The 20,842-nt window shown below is 70.9% G+C and carries 18 protein-coding genes; 11 read left to right on the plus strand and 7 right to left on the minus strand.

Translation table 11 applies throughout. The features are described from left to right. The first annotated feature begins 24 nt into the window (after positions 1-24). From C1J00_RS03230 to C1J00_RS03250, 5 genes are all read left to right on the plus strand, one after another. Complete coding sequence (locus tag C1J00_RS03230) at positions 25-2,865, plus strand: SpoIIE family protein phosphatase (protein WP_102907506.1); 2,841 nt, start codon at positions 25-27, stop codon at positions 2,863-2,865. Between the two features lie 163 nt (positions 2,866-3,028). Continuing rightward, positions 3,029-3,913, plus strand: a complete 885-nt coding sequence (locus C1J00_RS03235; protein ID WP_102907507.1) for a LysR family transcriptional regulator — start codon at positions 3,029-3,031, stop codon at positions 3,911-3,913. A 73-nt stretch (positions 3,914-3,986) separates the two neighbouring features. Continuing rightward, on the plus strand, positions 3,987-5,045 hold the full coding sequence (locus tag C1J00_RS03240; protein ID WP_102907508.1) for a tartrate dehydrogenase: 1,059 nt from the start codon (positions 3,987-3,989) through the stop codon (positions 5,043-5,045). Between the two features lie 62 nt (positions 5,046-5,107). Continuing rightward, positions 5,108-6,244: an N-methyl-L-tryptophan oxidase gene (gene solA, locus C1J00_RS03245; protein ID WP_102907525.1), complete on the plus strand. Its 1,137-nt coding sequence runs from the start codon at positions 5,108-5,110 to the stop codon at positions 6,242-6,244. A gap of 117 nt (positions 6,245-6,361) precedes the next feature. After that, a complete protein-coding gene (locus tag C1J00_RS03250) occupies positions 6,362-7,042 on the plus strand; it encodes a haloacid dehalogenase type II (RefSeq protein WP_102907509.1) in 681 nt (226 codons plus the stop codon). 176 nt (positions 7,043-7,218) lie between these two features. Here C1J00_RS03250 and C1J00_RS03255 read toward each other — a convergent pair whose 3' ends face one another. The 3 genes from C1J00_RS03255 to C1J00_RS03265 all read right to left on the minus strand — a co-directional run bounded on the left by C1J00_RS03255 (position 7,219) and on the right by C1J00_RS03265 (position 10,103). Beyond that, positions 7,219-7,929, minus strand: coding sequence for a GNAT family N-acetyltransferase (locus C1J00_RS03255; protein ID WP_102907510.1), 711 nt, complete (start codon positions 7,927-7,929; stop codon positions 7,219-7,221). A 77-nt stretch (positions 7,930-8,006) separates the two neighbouring features. After that, positions 8,007-8,930: a GDSL-type esterase/lipase family protein gene (locus C1J00_RS03260; RefSeq protein ID WP_102907511.1), complete on the minus strand. Its 924-nt coding sequence runs from the start codon at positions 8,928-8,930 to the stop codon at positions 8,007-8,009. 21 nt (positions 8,931-8,951) lie between these two features. Further along, positions 8,952-10,103: a rhamnogalacturonan acetylesterase gene (locus C1J00_RS03265; protein WP_245936164.1), complete on the minus strand. Its 1,152-nt coding sequence runs from the start codon at positions 10,101-10,103 to the stop codon at positions 8,952-8,954. A gap of 439 nt (positions 10,104-10,542) precedes the next feature. Between C1J00_RS03265 and C1J00_RS03270 the strand changes: the two genes are divergently transcribed. After that, complete coding sequence (locus tag C1J00_RS03270; protein WP_245936165.1) at positions 10,543-12,444, plus strand: rhamnogalacturonan lyase; 1,902 nt, start codon at positions 10,543-10,545, stop codon at positions 12,442-12,444. 21 nt (positions 12,445-12,465) lie between these two features. Here the strand turns inward: C1J00_RS03270 and C1J00_RS03275 are convergent, their stop codons facing one another. Continuing rightward, positions 12,466-12,948, minus strand: a complete 483-nt coding sequence (locus C1J00_RS03275; RefSeq protein WP_102907512.1) for a MarR family winged helix-turn-helix transcriptional regulator — start codon at positions 12,946-12,948, stop codon at positions 12,466-12,468. Between the two features lie 140 nt (positions 12,949-13,088). On the opposite strand from C1J00_RS03275, the gene C1J00_RS03280 reads away from it, so the two are divergent. Next, on the plus strand, positions 13,089-14,450 hold the full coding sequence (locus C1J00_RS03280; RefSeq protein ID WP_102907513.1) for a pyridoxal phosphate-dependent decarboxylase family protein: 1,362 nt from the start codon (positions 13,089-13,091) through the stop codon (positions 14,448-14,450). A 36-nt stretch (positions 14,451-14,486) separates the two neighbouring features. On the opposite strand, the gene folE is transcribed toward C1J00_RS03280, so the two are convergent. Further along, positions 14,487-15,143 (minus strand): GTP cyclohydrolase I FolE, encoded by a 657-nt coding sequence (folE, locus tag C1J00_RS03285; RefSeq protein ID WP_102907528.1) that lies wholly within the window; start codon positions 15,141-15,143, stop codon positions 14,487-14,489. A 79-nt stretch (positions 15,144-15,222) separates the two neighbouring features. Then, on the minus strand, positions 15,223-15,402 hold the full coding sequence (locus C1J00_RS03290) for a hypothetical protein (RefSeq protein WP_146046122.1): 180 nt from the start codon (positions 15,400-15,402) through the stop codon (positions 15,223-15,225). 120 nt (positions 15,403-15,522) lie between these two features. On the opposite strand from C1J00_RS03290, the gene C1J00_RS03295 reads away from it, so the two are divergent. The 3 genes from C1J00_RS03295 to C1J00_RS03305 all read left to right on the plus strand — a co-directional run bounded on the left by C1J00_RS03295 (position 15,523) and on the right by C1J00_RS03305 (position 17,905). Then, positions 15,523-16,278, plus strand: a complete 756-nt coding sequence (locus C1J00_RS03295; RefSeq protein WP_102907515.1) for a helix-turn-helix transcriptional regulator — start codon at positions 15,523-15,525, stop codon at positions 16,276-16,278. Positions 16,279-16,430: 152 nt separating this feature from the next. After that, entirely contained in the window at positions 16,431-17,375 is a 945-nt protein-coding gene (locus tag C1J00_RS03300) for an MIP/aquaporin family protein (RefSeq protein ID WP_102907516.1), read from the plus strand. Positions 17,376-17,509: 134 nt separating this feature from the next. Next, positions 17,510-17,905, plus strand: coding sequence for a cupin domain-containing protein (locus C1J00_RS03305; protein ID WP_102907517.1), 396 nt, complete (start codon positions 17,510-17,512; stop codon positions 17,903-17,905). Positions 17,906-18,050: 145 nt separating this feature from the next. On the opposite strand, the gene C1J00_RS03310 is transcribed toward C1J00_RS03305, so the two are convergent. Next, positions 18,051-19,583, minus strand: a complete 1,533-nt coding sequence (locus C1J00_RS03310; protein ID WP_245936166.1) for a glycoside hydrolase family 43 protein — start codon at positions 19,581-19,583, stop codon at positions 18,051-18,053. Positions 19,584-19,836: 253 nt separating this feature from the next. Between C1J00_RS03310 and ppk2 the strand changes: the two genes are divergently transcribed. Continuing rightward, positions 19,837-20,793 carry a polyphosphate kinase 2 gene (ppk2, locus tag C1J00_RS03315; protein ID WP_102907519.1) on the plus strand — a complete coding sequence of 319 codons (957 nt, stop codon included), beginning with the start codon at positions 19,837-19,839 and terminating at the stop codon, positions 20,791-20,793. The last annotated feature ends 49 nt before the right edge of the window (positions 20,794-20,842 follow it).

A 20,842-nucleotide genomic window follows, 5' to 3' on the forward strand; every position in this document is an offset into this window, starting at 1 on the left:
GGAGGCACATGGTAGAGAGTCGGTATGGCCCGGCACCTCGGTCGATTCTCGGCCCTCCGCTCCCCGGCGCACAGTGACGGGCGTACTCGGTCGGCCTCGCGACGGGGTGAGGAGGAGGACGACGCGCGGCAGGAGCCCGGCACCCGGTCCCCGGGAGCGCGGCGGCAGGTCCTGCCGAGGGTGCGCAGCGTCGCCGGCCAGGTGTTCCTGCTGCAGTCGGTGATCATGGTGCTGTTCGCCGCCGCCGCGGGAGGAGTCCTCGTCGTGCAGGCGCGGGAGTCGAGCACCCAGGAGGCGCGGCAGCTCTCGGAGGGCGTCGCCCAGTCCTTCGCGCGGGCCCCGGGAACGCTGGACGCCATGAAGTCCCGCGACCCCACCGAGCTGCTGCAGCCGCGGGCGGAGGACACACGGAAGAACACCGGCGTCGACTACGTGGTGACGTTCGATCCTCAGGGCTTCCGCTGGACCCACCCCGACCCGGAGCTGATCGGCGAGCACATCTACGCCGTGCGCGAGGGCGGCGCCGCCGACCGGCCGTTCACCAAGACGTTCGAGGGCAGTCTGGGTCTCGCCGTGGACACGACGGTCCCGGTGTACGACACCAACGGGCTCACGGTCGTCGGCTTCGTGTCGGTCGGGGTCACCGTGGCCAGCGTGGACGACGTGGTGCAGGATCAGCTGCCGCAGCTGCTGGGGTTCGCGGGCGGCGCGCTCGCGGTGGCCGCGGGCGGCACGGCGCTGGTCTCGTGGCGGTTGCGGCGGCAGACCCGCGGCCTGGATCCGTCCGAGATGACGCGCATGTACGAGCATCACGACGCGGTGCTGCACGCGGTGCGCGAGGGTGTGCTGATCATCGGGAGCGACGGCCGGCTGCTGCTCGCGAACGACGAGGCGCGGCGGCTGCTGGACCTGCCCGCGGACGCCGAGGAGCGCCGGGTCTCGGATCTCGGTCTGGAGGCGGGCACCGCCGAGCTGCTGGGTTCGGGCCGGCCGGCCAGCGACGTGGTGCACTTGGCGGGCGACCGGCTGCTGGCGGTCAACGTGCGCCCGGTCGACCCGGACGACCGTCCCGCGGGCAGCGTGGCGACCCTGCGTGACACGACGGAGCTGCGGGCGCTGGCGGGCCGGGCGGAGGTGGCCCGGGAACGGCTGGGGCTGCTGTACGAGGCGGGGGTGCGGATCGGGACCACGCTGGACGTGGTGCGTACCGCGCGGGAACTGGCCGAGGTGGCGGTCCCCCGGTTCGCCGACACCGCCACGGTCGACCTGCTGGATCCGATCCTGCGCGGTGCGGTGTCGGCCGGGCCCGGTCCGGAGATGCGCCGGGTGGCGGTACACGGCGTCGACGGTGCCCGGTCCCTCTATCCGGTGGGTGAGCTGATCCGCTTCGTCCCCACAGCGCCGGCCGCCGTCGGAGCCGAGCGCGGCCGTGGGGTCCTGGACGTCGACCTGACCGCTCCGGACGGCTGGTTGAGCGCCCAGGACCCCCATCGCGCGAAGCGCGTGCTGGACCTCGGTTTCCACTCCCTGATCACGGTGCCGCTCCAGGCCCGCGGTGTGGTGCTGGGCATGGCGAGCTTCTGGCGCTCCGACGGCGCTCCCTTCGTCAGGGAGGATCTGGCCTTCGCCGAGGAACTGGCCGCGCGGGCCGCGGTCGCGGTCGACAACGCCCGCCGCTACACCCGTGAGCACACCCTGGCCGAGTCACTGCAGCGCAGCCTGTTGCCGGGCTCCCTGCCCGACCACTCGGCCGTGGAGGTCGCCCACCGCTACCTGCCCGCCCTGGAGGGCGTGGGCGGCGACTGGTTCGACGTGATCCCGCTGCCCGGCGCCCGGGTCGCCCTGGTGGTCGGCGACGTCGTGGGGCACGGCCTGCACGCCGCGGCCACGATGGGCCGGCTGCGTACCGCGGTGCACAACTTCTCCGCCCTCGACCTGCCTCCGGACGAGCTCCTCGGGCACCTGGACGAGCTGGTCGCGCGGATCGACAGCGACGAGAACGAGGAGCGGGACCACGAGAGCGTCGCCGGCGCCACCTGCCTCTACGCCGTCTACGATCCGGCCTCCGGGATGTGCTGCCTGTCCCGGTCCGGGCATCCGGAGCCGGCCCTGGTGCATCCCGACGGCACCGTGGAGTTCTTGCGGGTGCCCGGGGCGCCGCCACTCGGTCTGGGCGGCGCCGAACCCTTCGAGACCACCGAGGTCACCCTGCCCGAGGGCTCGCGGCTGGTCCTCTACACGGACGGGCTGGTCGAGGACCGGGAGCGGGGCATCGACACCGGTCTGGAGGCGTTGCGCCGCGCTCTGGCCGGCGCTCGCCGCACCCCGGAGGAGACCTGCCGGGACGTCCTCGGCGCACTGCTTCCCGCCCGGTCGAGCGACGACATCGCCCTGCTCGTCGCCCGCACCCGGCTGCTGGATCCCTCCCGGGTGGCCGAGTGGGACGTGCCCGGCGATCCGGCGGCCGTCGCGGGCATCAGGGCGGACGTCACCGGGCGGCTGCGGACCTGGGGGCTGGAGGAGCTGGCCTTCACGACCGAGCTGATCGTCAGCGAGCTGGTCACCAACGCCATCCGTTACGGCATCGAACCGGTCCGGCTGCGGGTGCTGCGCGACGGCGACAGCCTGATCTGCGAAGTCGCCGACGGCAGCAGCACCTCACCCCACCTGCGCAGGGCCGCCATCACCGACGAGGGCGGGCGGGGACTGTTCCTCGTCGCCCGGTTCGCCCGGCGGTGGGGAACGCGCTACATGGCCCGCGGCAAGGTGATCTGGACCGAACAGTCCACCCGGAGTCCGGCCGCCGAGCCCGAGGAGGTGCCGGCCGACGCCCTGCTTGACCAGTGGGAGGACGCGGCCTGGTGAGGCACCGCGAAGGGTCCCTCCCGTGGCGGCGCCGGTGACGGGTGCCTGTTGCGGCCCCGGGCCGGGAGACGGCTCTGGTCCGTACTTCGTCGAGGGATCCTGCACCCAACGATGGCCGGGACCACTGAGTCGGCGGTTGACTCCCTGAGAGGCTAAGGCGCGTATGGACATTCGGCAGCTGGAGTACTTCCTCGCGATTGTCGATCGTGGGGGGTTCAACCGTGCAGCGTCGGCTCTGTACGTGTCGCAGCCGTCGCTGTCGCAGGCCGTGCGGGCACTGGAGCGTGATCTCGGCTCCGAACTGTTCCATCGGATCGGGCGAAGGGCAGTGCTGACGGAGGCCGGAAGAGCCCTGATCGAGCCTGCCCGCCAGGCCGTGCGGAGTCTGGAGACGGCGCGGGCGAGTGTCGCGGCGGTGCATGAGCTGCGTGAGGGGCGCCTGGATGTGGCGTCGATGCCTTCGCAGGCGGTGGAGCCGCTGACAACCCTGGTGAGTGCCTTCAGCCATCGGTATCCCGGCGTCTGCGTGGTCATCAACGCGGCCTTCACGTCGCGTGATGTGATCGACATGGTGCGCACGGGTGCCGTGGAGTTGGGCCTCCTGGCGTCCGCCGGTCCGGTCTCCGACCAGGAGGTCGTCTCGCATGCGCTGGGGCGGCAGCGTTTTGTGCTGGTGGTGCCGGCCGACGGTCCGTTCGCTGATCGGACGGCGGTTCAGTGCCGGGAGCTTTCTGGACAGCGGCTGATCGTGGGGCAGCCGGGTACCGGGATGCGCGCCTACGTCGACGGGGTGCGGGAGCAGGGCATCGAGTTCGCCGTCGCCGCCGAGACCGAGCACCGCGTGTCGCTCATGCCCCTGGTGCTGGCCGGTGTCGGGCTCGCGGTGGTCACGGATTCCTGGCGGGACGTCGCCCGGCGACTGGGCGCCCGCGTCCTGGACATCGAGCCGGAGACCACCTTGGACATCGCCCTCGTCAGCCGCCGCGGCGCCCTGTCGCCCGCAGCCGCAGCGTTCGTCACGGCTGCCACCTCGGCCGCCGACACCTGATAGGCACCGCTTATAAGGGAGATCCGCTTTGTGTCTTGGACGCCCCAGGGACCACCCTGCTGCAATCGACGCCATGACGACGAAGCACCGCATTGCCCTGATCCCCGGCGACGGCATCGGCGCCGAGGTACTGCCTTCGGCCCAGCAGGTACTCGATGTCCTCGGCCGCCGCCACGGCTTCGGCCTGTCCTACACGTCGTACGACTGGTCGTGCGAGCGGTACCTGCGGGAGGGCGCCATGATGCCCGACGACGGGATCGACCAGCTGCGCGACAAGGACGCGATCCTGCTGGGCGCGGTGGGATACCCGGGGGTGCCCGACCACGTCTCGCTGTGGGGGCTGCTGATCCCGATCCGGCGCAGCTTCCGCCAGTACGTCAACCTCCGGCCCATCCGTGTCTTCGAAGGCATCGACAGTCCGGTGCGCGGCGCACTGCCGGGCGAGGTCGATTTCGTCGTCGTCCGCGAGAACATGGAAGGCGAGTACAGCGAGGTCGGCGGCCGGCTCAACAGGGGCTTCCCGGACGAGATCGCCGTGCAGGAGGCCGTGTTCACCCGGGCCGGCGTCACCCGCGTGCTGGACTACGCCTTCACGCTCGCCTCCCGGCGCGGCGGCTGCCTGACCTCGGCGACCAAGTCGAACGGCATCGTGCACACCATGCCGTTCTGGGACCAGCTCGTCACCGAGCGAGCCGCCTCGTTCCCGCAGGTCACCTGGGACCAGGAGCACATCGACGCGCTCGCGGCCAAGTTCGTCCTCGAACCCGCCCGCTTCGACGTCGTCGTCGCCTCGAACCTCTTCGGCGACATTCTCAGCGACCTAGCGGCCGCGGTCGCCGGTTCCATCGGCGTCGCCCCGGCGGCCAACCTCAACCCCGAGCGGGACTTCCCCTCGATGTTCGAGCCTGTGCACGGCTCCGCGCCCGACATCGCGGGCCAGAAGATCGCCAACCCGTTGGGCGCGATCTGGTCCGCGGCCATGATGCTCGACCACCTCGGTCATCCCGCCGCGGCCAAGGACATCACGGACGCGATCGCCTCGGTCCTGGCCAAGACCGATGTCCGCACCCGTGACCTGGGCGGAACCGCGACCACCGCCGAGTTCACCGACAAGCTGATCGAGCTCCTCTGAGCCATGTCCCCCTGCCTCACGGTGGACACGGCGTGGACCACACCATCGAAAGGAACGACCTCATGAGCATCCCGAAGCGCGTCGCCGTCATCGGCTCCGGCAGCATGGGCAGCCAGGCCATGTGGCGACTGGCCGCCCGAGGAGCCGAGGTCATCGGCTACGACCGGTACGCACCGGGTCACGACCGCGGCGCAGCCGGCGGCGAGACCCGCATCTTCCGAGCCGCGCACCTCGGCGACGCCGGGTACGTGCCGCTGTTGCGGCTCGCGGACCGGATGTGGGAGCAGCTCCAGCAGGAAACGGGGTCCCCGTTGCGCCGTCGCAGCGGTTGCCTGGTGATGGGGGAAGCCGCTGCACCGTCCATGCGCCTCCTCTTGGCCACCAGCACCACCCATCAGCTGGATCACGAGGTACTGGACCGGGAGGAACTCGCCCGCCGCTACCCGCAGCACCGCCTGCCGGACGGACACATCGCCGTCCTCGACCGGTTGGGCGCCGTCATCAGACCGGAGGCGTCGATCCAGGCCGCCGCCGCCCGCGCCGAGCAACTGGGCGCCCGGCTGCACCGCTACACCACGGTGCGCGAGATCGCGCCCGCGGCGGGCGGCGGGGTGCAGATCATCACCGACCACGGCACGGACCACGTGGACACCGCGGTGGTGACCGTGGGCCCCTGGATCAACACACTGCTCCCGGGCCTGCCGCGGACCGTCGACGTCCGCCGGGTGATCTGCTCCTGGCACCTGCCCACCCGGCACGACTGGTTCACGGGCGGGGCCCCTCCCTTCGTGCGCAGCACACCTCACGACTGCTTCGGGCTCCCGTCGCCCGACGGCCACTCCGTCAAGCTCGGTCTCTCCTTCACACGCCATCTGCCGGTGCCCGAGCCCGAACGGCTCGTCCGTGAGGTCCGCCCCGAGGAACTCGGCACCTTCCGTGAGCTCATCCATGAACTCATGCCCGACCTGAATCCCGACCCCATCCGGCTGTCGGCCTACATGGAGGGCTACACGGAGTCCGGAAACCCGCTCGTCGGTCATCTCCCCGGCGAGGACGACATCGTCGTCATGGCCGGATTCTCCGGCAGCGGCTTCAAGCTCTCCCCCGCCATGGGCGAGATCGCCGCCGACCTGGCACTCGACGGCACCACGGAACACCCCATCGGCTTCCTCGCACCGGCCGCCGTCGGCACGGTCTGATCCCCGGCGGTGTCGACGACATCGCCCCCATCTCGGTACTCCGTCGGGCATGCCCGAACAGGCCTGCCATGAACAGGCCGTAGCCAGTTCCCCGAAGCAAGAAAGTGGAGCACCTCCATGAACATTCCGTCGTTGCAGTTCCGCCCGAAGTACGTCTCGTTCGACTGCTACGGCACGCTGATCGAGTGGCCGATGACCCCCATCACGCGTGAGCTGGTCGGCGACCAGTTCCCGGCAGAGCATTGGGACCAGTTCGTGCGGGAGTTCCGCGGCTACCGCTACGACCAGGTCCGCGGCGCGTACTACCCCTACGAGCAGGTGCTGCAGGACTCCTTCGAGCGGGTCTGCCGCAAGTGGGGGGTGAAGGCGGCGCCGGAGGCGGGCAAGCGGTTCGCCGACGGCGTCCGCGGCTGGGGGCCGCACGCCGACGTGCCCGGGCCGCTGAAGACGATGGGCGAGAACTACAAGCTGGTGATCCTGTCCAACGCGGGCGACTCCTTCCTGGAGGAGAGCGTGCCCCGCCTCGGCGCGGACTTCCACGCGGTCCTCACCGCCGAGCAGGCCGGCTACTACAAGCCCCGCTACGCCGCCTTCGAGTACATGCTCGACCAGCTCGACGCCTCCCCCGAGGACTTCGTGCACGTCTCCTCGCACACCCGCTACGACCTGATGCCGATGCACGACATGGGCTTCCGCAACCTCGTCCTCCTCGACCGTGGCTGCGACCCGGTCACCCACGGCTACGACTACGTGACGGTGAAGTCCCTGGACGAGCTCAACCGCATGCTGGGCATCTGATCGCCGAGCCGGATTTCCGCCACAACGCCTGAACCAGGGCATGGAGGCCACGCGCCGTGCGGACAGGCTGCCCTCGCCGGAGGTCCCGACGACGACAGTGACCTGCGACATCGGCGTTACGACACATCAGGCAGATCTTGCGCCCCTGGAAGGGCCGGGCATGCGGATCCGATGCCTCACGGCGTGCGGAAACCGCGGAACGTCACGTGCTTGCGCGTCTCGAAGCCGAGCCGTTCGTAGAGCGCGAGAGCGCCGCTGTTCTCCTCGGCCACGTGCAGGAAGGGACGTTCGCCGCGAACGACGATGCGCGCGATGAGCGCACGCAGCAAGCGGACGGCGTGACCTCGACCGCGCGCCTCGGGGGCGGTGCAGACGGCGCTGATCTCGGTCCATCCAGGAGGCCTCAGCCGCTCCCCCACCATCGCCACCAGCGTGCCGCCGTCCCGGATGCCGAGATACGTGCCGAGTTCGTGCGTTCGGGGCCAGAACGGCCCCGGACGGGTCCGCTCGATGAGGTCGAGCATCTCGGGCACGCTCTCGGTGCCGAGTTCGACCACGCCGGAGTCGGACTCGGCACCGGACGGATCCGGGCCGCTGTGCCCGGCCCAGATCATCTGCCGGCCTTCCAGGACGAAGACCGGCTCCCAGTCCGGCGGCGGCAGGTCCGGGCAGCTGAACATGTCGGCGAACTCGCCCGGCCCCAGCAGCTTGGCCAGGTCGGCCCATGCCTGCGCGTCCGGCTCGGCGGACACCGCGGAGAAGGTCGCGACCCCGGGCACGTAGGTGACGGCGTCACCGAGCCGGCGGGCGAGACGCGCGTGGTGCCCGCGGAGCGACTCGCCCACCGGGTCGTCGAGTACGTCGGCGTCGCGGAGCCCCGTCGTCATGCTGCGCCTTCCTGCCCTGGGTCGTCTTCGGATCCGACAGCCATGCTAGTCAGACCCTCGGAACGGGATGCGGGCAGCTACCTGAGATAGGTGGCGAGCGCGAGGTTCTGCTTGCGCACGTCCCCGGCGACGAGTCCGGCGATCCGCTGCGCGCCGTACGTCTCGAAGTGGGTGCGGTCGTTGCAGAAGAAGGCGCCCACGGGGCCCGATCCGAAGTCGCCGTTGTGCGGGCAGAAGCGCAGGTTGTTGTAGAGCGACACACTCAGCGACTGCAGGTCGACGACCGGTGCCCTGGTGGCGGCTCCGACGGCGAAGGTCTCGTTCACGAAGCCGCGGTTCTTCGTCGCAGTGCTCCCGGAACAGGTGATGGCGGCCACCGGGGTGAGCAGCACCGGGTGCGCTCCCCGGGCCAGGGCGGCCTGCACCATCGTGGTCATCAACTGGCGGTAGCGGGCGGGGCCGACGTGCCGGGGGCAGGTCGAGGAGGAGTCGTTGATGCCGAACTGGATGAACAGGTAGTCGCCGGCCTTCATCCCGGTGCTCGCGTTGAGCATCGACTGCCAGCGTGAGGAGTACGTGCCGGAGGTGAGGCGGCACTCGCCGTCCGAGCCCTTGGTGCCGCTGACGTTTCCTTCGTACATCCAGGTCTGGATGCTGCGGCCTCCCACGGCCTGGTTCCTGACGGTCACGTCGGCGTTGAACAAGGCGTCGAACCGGCTGCCCCAGCCGACCGGGCAGCGGGCGGAGCCCGGGTTGGCCATGGTGGAGTCACCGGCCAGCCACACCGTGACCGGTGCGGCCGCCGCTCGTCCGGCCGGGGCCTTGGCGCTGGAGGCGCCGGCGCAGTTCGCCGCAGGGCCGGCGAACGGGTCGACGACAGCGCGCAGTTCCGGTCCGCGCGCCGCTGGGGCGCCGCTGTCAGTCGCTGAGGCGGTGCCGGCACCGAGGCTCGACAAGGCGATCACCAGCGCGGTCGTCACGAGTGTCCGGAGGTTTTTCATCGTGTGTCCTCCATGGGTCGGTCAGCGCAGGTGGGCGGCCAGGGGCAGGTTCTGCTCCCGGATGCTCTGGAGCAGCAGGCCGCCCATCCGGGACGCGCCGTACTGCGAGAAGTGGGTGTTGTCCGTGACGCCGTCGACGGAGGAGCGGAGGAAGAGCTGCGCGGAGGCGGATGGTCCCATGGACTCGACCAGTGCCTTGCTCCGGGCGGTCAGGTCGATCACCGGCACCCGCTGGGCCGCACCGACCGCGCGCATCTCCGCAGGCAGGTTCACACCGACGCCGTTGACGTGCAGTGCCGTGGACGTGAGCCGGTTGCCGTCGAACAGCCTGCGGACCGGCGGTGTGACCAGGACCGGGACACCGCCCTTGGCACGGACCCGGGAGATCATGGTGGTGAGGTTGTTCCGGTAGGCGGACGCGCTGGTCTGCTTGTCGTTGTGGCCGAACTGGATGAAGACGGGGTCGTTCGCCCTGACCTTCGACACCAGTGTGGGAAGGAGCGCCGAGTTGCTCAGGAAGCTTCCGGAACTCTCCCCGGAATCACCGTAGTTGGCGACTGACGCGCCGGCACGCACCGCGGTTGTGATCATCTGCCCCCAGCCGGTGTACGGGGCGGTCGGCTGGTCGCACACGGTCGAGTCGCCGGCCAGGTAGGCGACCAGCGGCTGCGCCGCCGGCTTCACCGAGACGGCGGAGACCTGGGGGGCGGCACCCGCGAAACGGAGGTCCAGACCGGGGTTCCCGGTGCCGCCCTGACCGGTCGGCTGCCCCTCCGGTTGACGAACGTTGACGGTGAACGAGTACGTGGCGACGGATCCGGCCGCCGTTCTCGTCGCCGGGAGCATCAGACGCCGGGCCTCCGCCCACATCTCGGTCTGCCCGGCGGAGGTGCCGCCGATGGAGACCGTCACGTCGTAGTTGCCCGGCGCGACGGCGTAACGACAGGTGATCGGAGAGGTGCCGGAGCAGCCGGCCGGCAGAGCCTGCGGTGCGGCGGCGGCGCTGTGGGCCGCGCCGGGGCCGGCCAGAGCCGCCACGGTCAGCAGGCCCGCCGCTCCCAGCCGGACACCCGGCGCGGCGGCTCCGGCGATCGCACCGGCGGTCGCCGTGGTGGCCTTGAGCAGCATCCGGCGGGTGAGCCTGGCGGGAGGGAAAGCAGGGGTCGGGGACATGGCCGCTCCTCCCTGCCCGCCGGCCGTGCATGGGACAGCGCTGCCGGCGGACAGCGAATGGTGGGGGGTGGAGTTACCGGGACTGGGGTGATCCGCCTGCATGCACTGGGAGCGTTCACAACCGGTTCAGGTGGACACGAGACGCTCCATCCTCGAAGGGGCAGATCGCAGGGGCAGGATCCGCGAACCGACTTGCACAACACGTGAGTTGACCGGCGCGCTACCCGTTCGACTGCCTTCGACCACAGGTGCCCTCGAGGCGGCATCCGCAATATTCAAGGCCCGCCACCCCGCTGTCAATCCATCGACACCGAGAAACTCACGAATCCAAACAGGGCCGAACAGCAGACTGGACAGAATCCTTGACGAGGCATCAGCTCGTTCTTACGCTCCCTCACCATGGGAGCGTTCCCATACCCCCCACGCCCCGGAGGTCACCATGACCGACTCGCATCGGCGTCCCCGAACCGCGCCACGACCGTCGCGGTCGCCCCATCGGCCAGGAGGCCGGTTCATCGGCTGCGTCTCCGCTGCCGCACTGGCCGTCTCCGTACTCGTCGCGCTGCCACACGGTGCGCACGCGGCGACCGCACGGCAGGTCGAGAAACTCGACCGCGGACTGACCAGCGTGCACACCAACAGCGGAAACCTGGTGTCATGGCGTTGGCTGGCGACCGACCCGAACGACGTGTCGTTCAACGTCTACCGCGGCGGTACCAGAGTCAACTCCTCACCCGTCACCGCCTCGACGAACTACTTCGACGCGGGCGGCGCGGCCTCGGCCGACTACACGGTGCGCGCCGTGGTCAACGGCGCCGAGCAGGCCGCGTCCGCGCCCGCGGTCCAGTTCCGCACGGGCTACAAGGACGTGCCGGTCTCCCCGCCCGCGGGCGGTACCGCTCCGGGCAACTCGGCCTACACCTACGAGGCCAACGACGCCTCCGTCGGCGACCTCGACGGTGACGGCGCCCTGGACCTCGTCCTGAAGTGGCAGCCCACCAACGCCAAGGACAACTCCCAGTCCGGCTACACCGGCAACACCATCGTCGACGGCATCAAGCTCGACGGCACCCGGCTGTGGCGCATCGACCTGGGCCGCAACATCCGCTCCGGCGCCCACTACACGCAGTTCCAGGTCTACGACTACGACGGTGACGGCAAGGCCGAAGTCGCCATGAAGACCGCCGACGGCACCCGGGACGGCACCGGCGCGGTCGTCGGCAGCTCCTCCGCCGACCACCGCAACTCCAGCGGCTACGTCCTGTCCGGCCCCGAATACCTGACGATGTTCAACGGCCGGACCGGCAAGGCGATGCAGAGCGTCGACTACGTCCCGGGCCGCGGCAACGTCTCCTCCTGGGGCGACAACTACGGCAACCGCGTCGACCGCTTCCTGGCCGGCACCGCCTACCTCGACGGCGCCCGCCCCTCCCTGATCATGGCGCGCGGTTACTACACCCGCACGGTGATAGCGGCCTGGGACTGGCGGAACGGCGCCTTCACCCGCCGCTGGACCTTCGACACCACTTCCTCCACCAACAGCGGCAAGGGTTACGACGGCCAGGGCAACCACAGTCTGTCCGTCGCCGACGTCGACGCCGACGGCAAGGACGAGATCGTCTACGGCGCGATGACGGTGGACGACAACGGCAGCGGCCTGTGGACCACCCGGCTCGGCCACGGCGACGCCGGCCACGTCGGCGACCTCAACCCCTCCCGTCCGGGCCTGGAGTACTTCAAGGTCTCGGAGGACTCCAGCAAGCCCGGCTCCTGGATGGCCGACGCACGCACGGGCGCGAGGCTGTGGCAGACGGCGTCGGGCTCCGACAACGGCCGTGGCGTCGCCGCCGACGTCTACGCCGGCAGCGCGGGCGCGGAGGCCTGGTCCGCCTCCGACAGGACCCTGCGCTCGGCCACCGGCGCCTCCCTGGGCCGGGAGCCCTCCAGCGTCAACTTCCTGTCCTGGTGGGACGGCGATCCCGTCCGCGAGCTCCTCGACGGCACCCGCATCGACAAGTACGGCACGTCCGGCGACACCCGGCTGCTGACCGGCTCCGGGGTCGCCTCCAACAACGGCACCAAGTCCACACCGGTCCTGTCCGGCGACATCCTGGGCGACTGGCGCGAAGAGGTCGTCTGGCGCACGAGTGACAACAAGGCGCTGCGGATCTACTCCACCCCGAACCAGACCAGCACGAAGATCACCACCCTGCTCCACGACACCCAGTACCGCACGGCGCTCGCCTGGCAGAACACCGCCTACAACCAGCCCCCGCACCCGAGCTTCTTCATCGGCGGCGGCATGCCGACGGCACCCCGCCCGACGGTCTACACACCTTGACCCCAGGGCTGCCCCGCGCTGTCAGGTGTCACGCAGCGCCTTGTCGATCTCGCCCAGCGCGTGGGTCAGCCGTGCGTAGTCGGCGCGGGCCACCGGCGCCACGAAGTACCGCTCGACGACCTGCGCGTGGACGGTGGCAGCCCGCAGGAACACCGCACGACCATGATCGGTCGCCTCGACCAGGACGCTTCGGCGGTCTCCGGGAGCCGGCACCCGCCGCACCAGGCCGGCTCCCTCCATGCGGTCGATCAGGCGGGTGATGCCGCTGCTGGTGAGGGTGAGGTCGTCGGCGAGCAGGCGCTGCGAGATCTCCTCGTCCGGGCGGCGGCACAGCCGGATGAGGACCTCGAACATCGTGTGGCTGACCTCGCACTCCTTGCGCAGGGCCGTGTCGATCCGCTGTTCCAGGCGGGTCGCGGCCTTGATCAGCAGTCCGAAGTCCTGCACGAGCCTGCTGTCGGCGGCGCGGGCTGCATCGTCGTTCTCTCGCTCAGCGGGGTTCACCCGCCCGACTTTACTGCCTCTTCACCTACTGCCTTCTCATCTACTGCCGTCTCAACCACTGAGCAATCAATTGCTGAGCAGTCAATGATTCCCTTATGGTGGGCCACCCAGCACCCACCACGTCGCAGAGAGGGAGATCAGTGGACCTGCAGCACTGGCTCGGCCGGGCCAACGACGCGATACAGCAGTGGGCCGACACCTTCGGCCCCTACGAGCAGCACCCGTCCCTCGTCGTCGACGAGGACCGCTTCGCCGCCGCCTTCGAGGAGCTCACCGGGAGACTGAAGGAGAACTACCCCTTCTTCCACCCGCGCTACGCGGGGCAGATGCTCAAGCCCCCGCACCCGGCGGCGGTCGTCGGCCACCTCACCACGATGCTGATCAACCCCAACAACCACGCGCTGGACGGCGGCCCGGCCACCGCCCGCATGGAGCGCGAGGCGGTCGCCCAGCTGGCCGCGATGTTCGGCTACGACACCCACCTCGGCCACCTCACCACCAGCGGCACGATCGCCAACCTCGAAGCCCTCTTCGTCGCCCGTGAGCTCCACCCCGGCCGCGGCATCGCCTACAGCGCCGACGCGCACTACACCCACGGCCGCATGTGCCACGTCCTGGGCATGAAGGGGTACCCGATCCCGGTCGACGACCGCGGCCGTATCAGCATCGACGCGCTCGAGGACATCCTGCGGACGGGAGAAGTGGGAACGGTCGTGCTCACCGCGGGCACCACAGGCCTCGGGGCCGTCGACCCGGTCCACTCCGCCCTCGCCCTCCGGGACCGCTACGGGGTCCGGCTCCATGTCGACGCGGCCTACGGCGGGTTCTTCACCCTGCTCGCCGGGGCCGACGGCCCGGAAGGACTCCCCGCCCAGCCCTGGCGGGCGATCGCCCCGTGCGACTCGATCGTCGTCGATCCGCACAAGCACGGACTCCAGCCCTACGGCTGCGGTGCCGTCCTCTTCCGCGACCCCGAGGTGGGCCGCTTCTACCTCCACGACTCTCCCTACACCTACTTCACCTCCAGCGAACTCCACCTCGGCGAGATCAGCCTGGAATGCTCCCGCGCCGGCGCCTCGGCCGCCGCCCTGTGGCTCACCTTCCAGGTCCTCCCGCCCACCCCCGACGGACTCGGCCGCGTCCTCGGCGCCGGCCGCCGGGCCGCCCTGCGCTGGGCCGACCTGATCTCCGCCTCGGACGCCCTGGAGCTGTATCAGCAGCCCGAGCTGGACATCGTCGGCTACTTCCCTTCGGTGGAGCCCGCCACCCTCAGCGGGGTCGACGCGGCGTCGGCACGCGTCCTGGCCGACGGCATGGCGGGAACCGATCCCGTGTTCCTGAGCACCCTCAAGGCCGATCGCGACGCCTTCACCGCACGCCACCCGAAGGTCACCGCCGATGCCGACGGTGCCCGCATCCTGCGCAGCGTCCTGATGAAGCCGGAGTCCGAGGACCACGTTCAGCGCCTGCACGACCAGGTCACCCGTCTCGCCCGGTCATGACCGCCCGCCCCGGCGGGCCCGGGCGCCGCGCCGGCGTCAGGAGGTCACACGCGTCAGGGCGAGGAACTCGCCGCGGGAGCGGGCGTCGGAGCGCAGGAGGCCGAGCAGGGTGGAGGTCAGAGTGTCGGAGCCGGTGGCCCGCACGCCGCGCAGCGTCATGCAGAAGTGCTCCGCCTCGATGACCACGCCGACGCCCTTGGGCTCCAGGTGCGTCTGCAACCAGTCGGCGACCTGCTTGGTCAGGCGTTCCTGCACCTGGGGGCGGCAGGCGAAGTGCTCGACCACGCGCGCCAGCTTGGACAGGCCCAGGATGCGGGCCCCGGGCAGGTAGCCGACGTGCGCGACGCCGACCACGGGCAGCAGATGATGCTCGCAGACGGTCCGGACCGGGATGCGCCGGGCGAGGACGAGCTCGTCATAGCCCTCGTCGTTGGGGAAGGTGGTCAGGTCGAAGGGGCGCGGGCTGAAGAGTTCGGCGTACGCGCGGGCCATCCGGCCGGGTGTGCCGCGCAGGCTCTCCGACTCCGTGGAGATGCCGAGGGCGTCGAGGAACCGGCCGGCTGCGGCCTCCGCGGCTGCCAGGTCGATCCCGTCGGTTTCGTGGACCACCCGCAGGGCGGGCCGTGCGGGTGCCGTCACGTCCTGGTCGAGCAGGTCGCTCCGGAGGGAGGTCTGGGCGGGAAACTCGGTCATGTCGGCCATCTCCGAGGGTCGGGGGCGGTGTCGGGGGCGGCCGAAGCGCACCGGCCTTCGCGGCGGGTGCGTCCGGCGATCACGCGGAGGAGCGGGAGCGGATCGAACCGTTGCTCAGGGCGTGGGAGGCGATGTCGAGCACGAGGCCCGAGGCCCCGATCGGCACGGTCACCAGGATCGGGTGGAACGGCTGGCCGTACGGCCCGGCCAGCGGGGCCCCGACGGGACGCTTCGCCCGTAGGTGTGGCTCTGTGACCATGAGGACCTCCAGGAGTTTCACCAACAAGTGTTTCCTTTATTCGGAGCGGACGTCAAGTGTTGCAGAACAGAGCGCCGAAAGAGCTCTCGCTCCCACGGGTATGGGAGTTACGGTTGTCCTGTGGCTCCCGATCCACCCGCACAGGCCCACCCGGCCGACAGCGCCATCGACTCCGTCAGCGTCCTGAGCGAGGACTCGCGCCGGCGCATGTTCGCCTTCGTCCGGCGCGCACGGCGCGCCGTCACCCGCGACGAGGCCGCCGCCAGCGTCGGCATCTCCCGCAAACTCGCCGCCTTCCACCTCGACAAGCTGGTCGACGCGGGCCTGCTGCGCACCCGCTACGAAGCGCCGGGCGGCACCCGCAAGGTCGGCAGGCAGCCGAAGCTGTACGAGCCCACCGACGCCCAGATCACCGTGAACATCCCCGACCGGCGTCACGAGCTCCTGGCAGACCTGCTCCTGGACGCGGTTCTCACCGAGCGGGCGGACGAGAACGCCACGCAGGCGGCGATGCGCGCCGCGGAGGATCGCGGCCGGCAGGTGGGCGAGGCCGCACGGCACGAGACCCGCCCGGGCCGGCTGGGCCCCGAGCGGGGGCTGACAGCCTGCGAGCGCCTGCTGGACCAGTACGGCTACGAGCCCACCCGGGAGACCCCCACCCGGCTCCGGCTGCGCAACTGCCCCTTCCATCCGCTGGCCGCGAAGGCCCCGGACCTGGTGTGCGGCATGAACCACGCGTTCCTGCGCGGCTACCTCGACGGCCTCCAGGTCAACGGCGTCCGCGCGGTCCTGGCGCCGGAACCGGGGGAATGCTGCGTCCGGCTGGGCACGGGCGAGTGCGAGATCCCCCCGGAAGAGACGCCACGGGGCCGATGAGCACCGCCGTCGCGCGAACCGCTACCGGTTCGCCCGGCAGGCCCGCCGAGTGAGCCCGGAGGGGCCCCTGCGGTTGCCGCGGCGCACGCGGCGGGTTACGACGTGACTACCGCGCGTCAGCCCGGATCGCGGCGAACCCTGGGAGAAGTCACATGGCAGTGGAGATCAGGCCCTTGGTGAAACCCTCGCGGCTCAGGCGCCGCGCAGGCCTCGCGGGCGAGTGCCTGGCGGAGTTCTTGGGGACGTTCGTCCTCATCGCCTTCGGATGCGGCGTGGTGGCGATGGCGGTGGCGGCGCTGCCCGGCTCAGGGCGTACGGAGGGGCCCACCGTCTTCTTCCTCGGCGCCGGGGACTGGCTGCTGATCACCTGGGGCTGGGCCATGGCCGTGGTTTTCGGCATCTACGTGGCCGGCGGGGTCAGCGGAGCGCACATCAACCCGGCCGTCACCCTGGCCTTCGCCGTCCGCCGCAAGTTCCCCTGGGCCAAGGTCCTGCCCTACTGGGCGTCCCAGGTGCTCGGCGCCCTGGCCGGGGCGGCACTCGTCTACGCCGTGTACCACGACGCCATCAACGCCTTCGACGCCGCCATGGAAGGGCCCAAGACGAACGGGAAGACCCTCGCCTCGTTCTCGATCTTCGCCACGTTCCCGGCGCCGTACTTCAACGGCGGCGTCTGGGGCCCGCTGATCGACCAGATCGTCGGCACCGCCTTCCTGGTCATGCTGGTGGTGGCGCTCATCGACCTGCGCAACACGGCGGTGAAGGCCAACCTCGGCCCGCTGGTGATCGGCTTCGTCGTGGCGGCCATCGGCATGTCCTTCGGGGCGAACGCCGGATACGCCATCAACCCGGCCCGCGACTTCGGTCCCCGTCTGTTCACCTGGATGGCGGGATGGGAGGATCTCGCGTTTCCGGGCAGCCTGGCCGGGGCGTTCAGCGGCTACTGGTGGATCCCGATCGTCGGGCCCCTCGTGGGCGGCGTGATCGGCGTGCTGGTGTACGACCTGTTCATCGGGGACGTGCTCCACGCCCGCGCGCAGCAGGGCGAGGAACCGGAAGTCGGGCGTACGCGGCCCACGACGTCCGAAGGGGAGTGACCGCAGCACCGGCCACGGCCGGGGCTGCGGCCGGTGCTAGATTCCTCTGGGCATCCGCCCGTGAGCGGTGCGGATCGCCTGTCGAACCGGTGAACCGGCCCAGGGCAGGCCCGTAACGGACGGTGGGACGATCCATGACTGACGCGGAGGGTTTCCCCGGCGCGGCCGACGCTCCCGTGCCGCGGATCCTGGGCAACACCGAGTCGCTCGCCGCCACCGACCCGGGATCGGCCGGCGCCCTGTGGCGACTGGCCGAGCCCGGCCGGCAACTGGACGCCAACCTCATCCGCGTCCCGCCCCGGGGAGCCATCGACACCCACGCCGAACCCGACCTCGACGTCCTCCTGCTCGTGGTCGCCGGTGACGGCACTCTCGGTGCCGCGGACGGGCCGCACCCGGTGGTGCCCGGCAGCCTCGTCTGGCTGCCTCACGGCAGCGTCCGCAACGTGACCGCGGGCGAGGGCGGCCTGACGTACGTGACGGTCCACCGCCGCCGCCCGGGCATGCAGATCCAGGGCCCCCGCCCGTAACAGCCGTACAGGCAGGGCGCGACGCGACCTTCCGCGTCGGCTGCTGGAAGCGGGCGGTCGACGGTCACGTCGGGTGCCCGGGCACCGGGACCGCCTCGTGCGGGCCCTGGTCGAGGAGACGGGCACCGCGCTCGAGGGCTCGTCGTCAGTCCGCGGAGCCGGTCCGGTCCGGCCCGTCGGGGCCGGCCGGCTCGTAGTCGAACCAGTCGAAGTGGACGGTCCCCGTAGCGGCGTACATGCCGATGACGCGGCCGGTGAAGCCCCCGGCGACCTCGGTGGACAGGTACCGGCCGTCGAGCGCGGCGAGTTCGGTGCAGGCGCCCTGCGGGTCCTCGATGCCGAAGGAGACGGTGTCCGGCCCCTGGCGGGCGTCACCGACCTGTTCGGTGACCGCCGTCTCGACCCTCAGCACCACCGGGCCTGCGGCCGTGGCACGGGACGCCACCTCCGAGCGGAACGGGCCGACGCGCGTCAGGACCCGCACCTCGCCCGGCGTCACCTCGATCTCGTAGTGGTGCTCTTCGTCGAGACGGACGGCCAGGCCTCCGCGCCCCTGCGCCGGATCCACCAGCACCCGCGCGCGGCACGACACATGCTGCTGGCGGCGGCCCACGAAGGTGACCTCGGGGTCGTCGAGCGACGCCCCCGCCGCGCGGAGGCTCAGCCAGCCGGCCCGTTCCTTCGTGGTGCAGTTCTCCGGGGGCCGGGAGCGCAGCGAGATCCAGGCGGGGGCGAGTTCACCGGAGTCGAAATCATCCCGGACCGACGGGACCGCGGGCTCCCTCAGCGGCCACGGGGGCCGGGCCAGGACGGGGGAGAGCTCGCCGACGACCGGCCAGCCGTCGGACCAGGTCACCGGCACCAGGAAGGTCTCTCGGCCCAGTACGTGCCAGCCGGGCGTGCCGCCGTGCGGCCGGACGCCGAGCAGGACCATCCACCACGAGCCGTCCGGTCCCTCCACCAGGTCGGCGTGGCCGGTGTTCTGGATGGGGTGGTCGGTGCCCCGGTGCGTCAGGACCGGGTTGGCCGGGCAGGGCTCGAAAGGGCCCTGCGGTGAACGGCCGCGGGCGATCGAGACGCCGTGGCACCGCTCGGTACCGCCCTCGGCGATGAGCAGGTACCAGTAGTCGCCGATGTGGTAGAGGTGCGGCGCTTCGGGTGCCTTGGCGCCGGGGGCGCCGGACCAGAGAGGCCGCCGTTCACCGGACGTCTTCCCCGTGAGGGGGTCGATGCGGATCTGCCCGACTCCGGCGGTGGTGCACCAGCAGGTGCCGTCGTCGTCCCAGGCAAGGTCGGGGTCGATGCCGTGCACGCCGGGCAGCGGGACCGGGTCGGACCACGGTCCGGCCGGATCGGTGGTCGTGAACAGCAGGTTCCCGTCGCCGCTCACGTTCGTGACGATCAGCCAGAAGCGCCCGTCGTGATGGCGCAGGGTCGGGGCGTAGACGCCGCCGGAGGAACGCGTGCCGGGCGGCAGGCGCAGCTGCCCCGGCCGGTCGAGCGCGTTGCCGATCTGGGTCCAGTGCACCAGGTCCCGGCTGTGGAACACCGGTACGCCCGGGAAGTACTCGAAGCTGGAGCACGCGAGGTAGTAGTCCTCGCCGGCCCGGCAGATGCTCGGGTCCGGATGGAAGCCGGGTATCACGGGGTTGGTGACGGGGGAGCTGTTGCGGGGCATGCTCGACACCCTCATCGGGTCCTTTCGCTGAGAACTGGTCTTCACCCAAGGCCGTGCGTCAGCGCAGTCGGCTCGTCACGCGGTACGAGCGTGACGGCAACCGGTAGGAGGCTACGCCGTCCACGACAGCACGGCACCGGCGTCCGGCCGGGAGGAGTTCACGCCGGCCGGGCCAGGGCGACATGGGAGGGGCCGGGCGGGGCACCCGTGTGTGCGTTGACCTGCGGGTGCGAGCCGAACGGGGAGCCGAGTGATGAGCACCGGAGACCGGGACGAGCTGCTGGACGGGCTGACCGTGGACACCAGCAGAAGAGAGCAGCCGATCGTGCTGGACGGCGACGGGCGGCCCATCCGGACATGGCGGGAGAACTACCCCTACGACCGCAAGGTGAGCCGCAAGGAGTACGAGCGGACCAAGCGCATCCTGCAGATAGAGCTGCTCAAGCTGCAACGGTGGGTCAAGGACACCGGCGCACGCGTGATCGTCGTGTGCGAGGGGCGTGACGCTGCGGGCAAGGGCGGGACGATCCAGCGGCTCATCGAGCGGCTCAACCCGCGCGGCGCTCGCGTCGTCGCCCTGGACAAGCCCACCGAGCGCGAGGTGGGCCAGTGGTACTTCCAGCGGTACATCGCGCATCTGCCGACGGCCGGGGAGATCGTCTTCTTCGACCGCTCCTGGTACAACCGGGCCGGCGTGGAACGTGTGATGGGTTACTGCTCCAAGGACGAGTACGAGCTGTTCCTCGACCAGTGCCCGGCCTTCGAACGGATGCTGGTGGACGACGGCATCCTGCTGGTGAAGTTCTGGTTCTCCGTCTCGCGCTCCGAGCAGCGCACGCGCTTCGCGATCCGGCAGGTCGACCCGGTCCGTCAGTGGAAGCTCTCCCCCACCGACGTGGCCTCCCTGGACCTGTGGGACGAGTACACCGAGGCGAAGGTGGACATGTTCCGGGCCACCGACACCGCCCACGCCCCCTGGACCGTCGTCAAGAGCAACGACAAGCGGCGCGCCCGTCTGGAGACCATGCGCAGTCTGCTGTCGCGCGTGGACTACGCCAGCAAGGACCGGCAAGCGGTCGGCACGCCCGACCCCCTCATCGTCGGTGCGGCCGACACCCTGCTGGAACCGGGCGAGGAGGATTCCGCGCTGTCACCCACCCCGTTGTCCCCCGGCGCACACGGGCCCGGCACGCACCCCGGGACCGACTGACGTCCCCGGGCCTCCTCCTGCCGGTGTGAGGGAGGGGGCCCGGAGCCGT

Source organism: Streptomyces cahuitamycinicus (assembly GCF_002891435.1).
GTDB lineage: Bacteria > Actinomycetota > Actinomycetes > Streptomycetales > Streptomycetaceae > Streptomyces > Streptomyces cahuitamycinicus.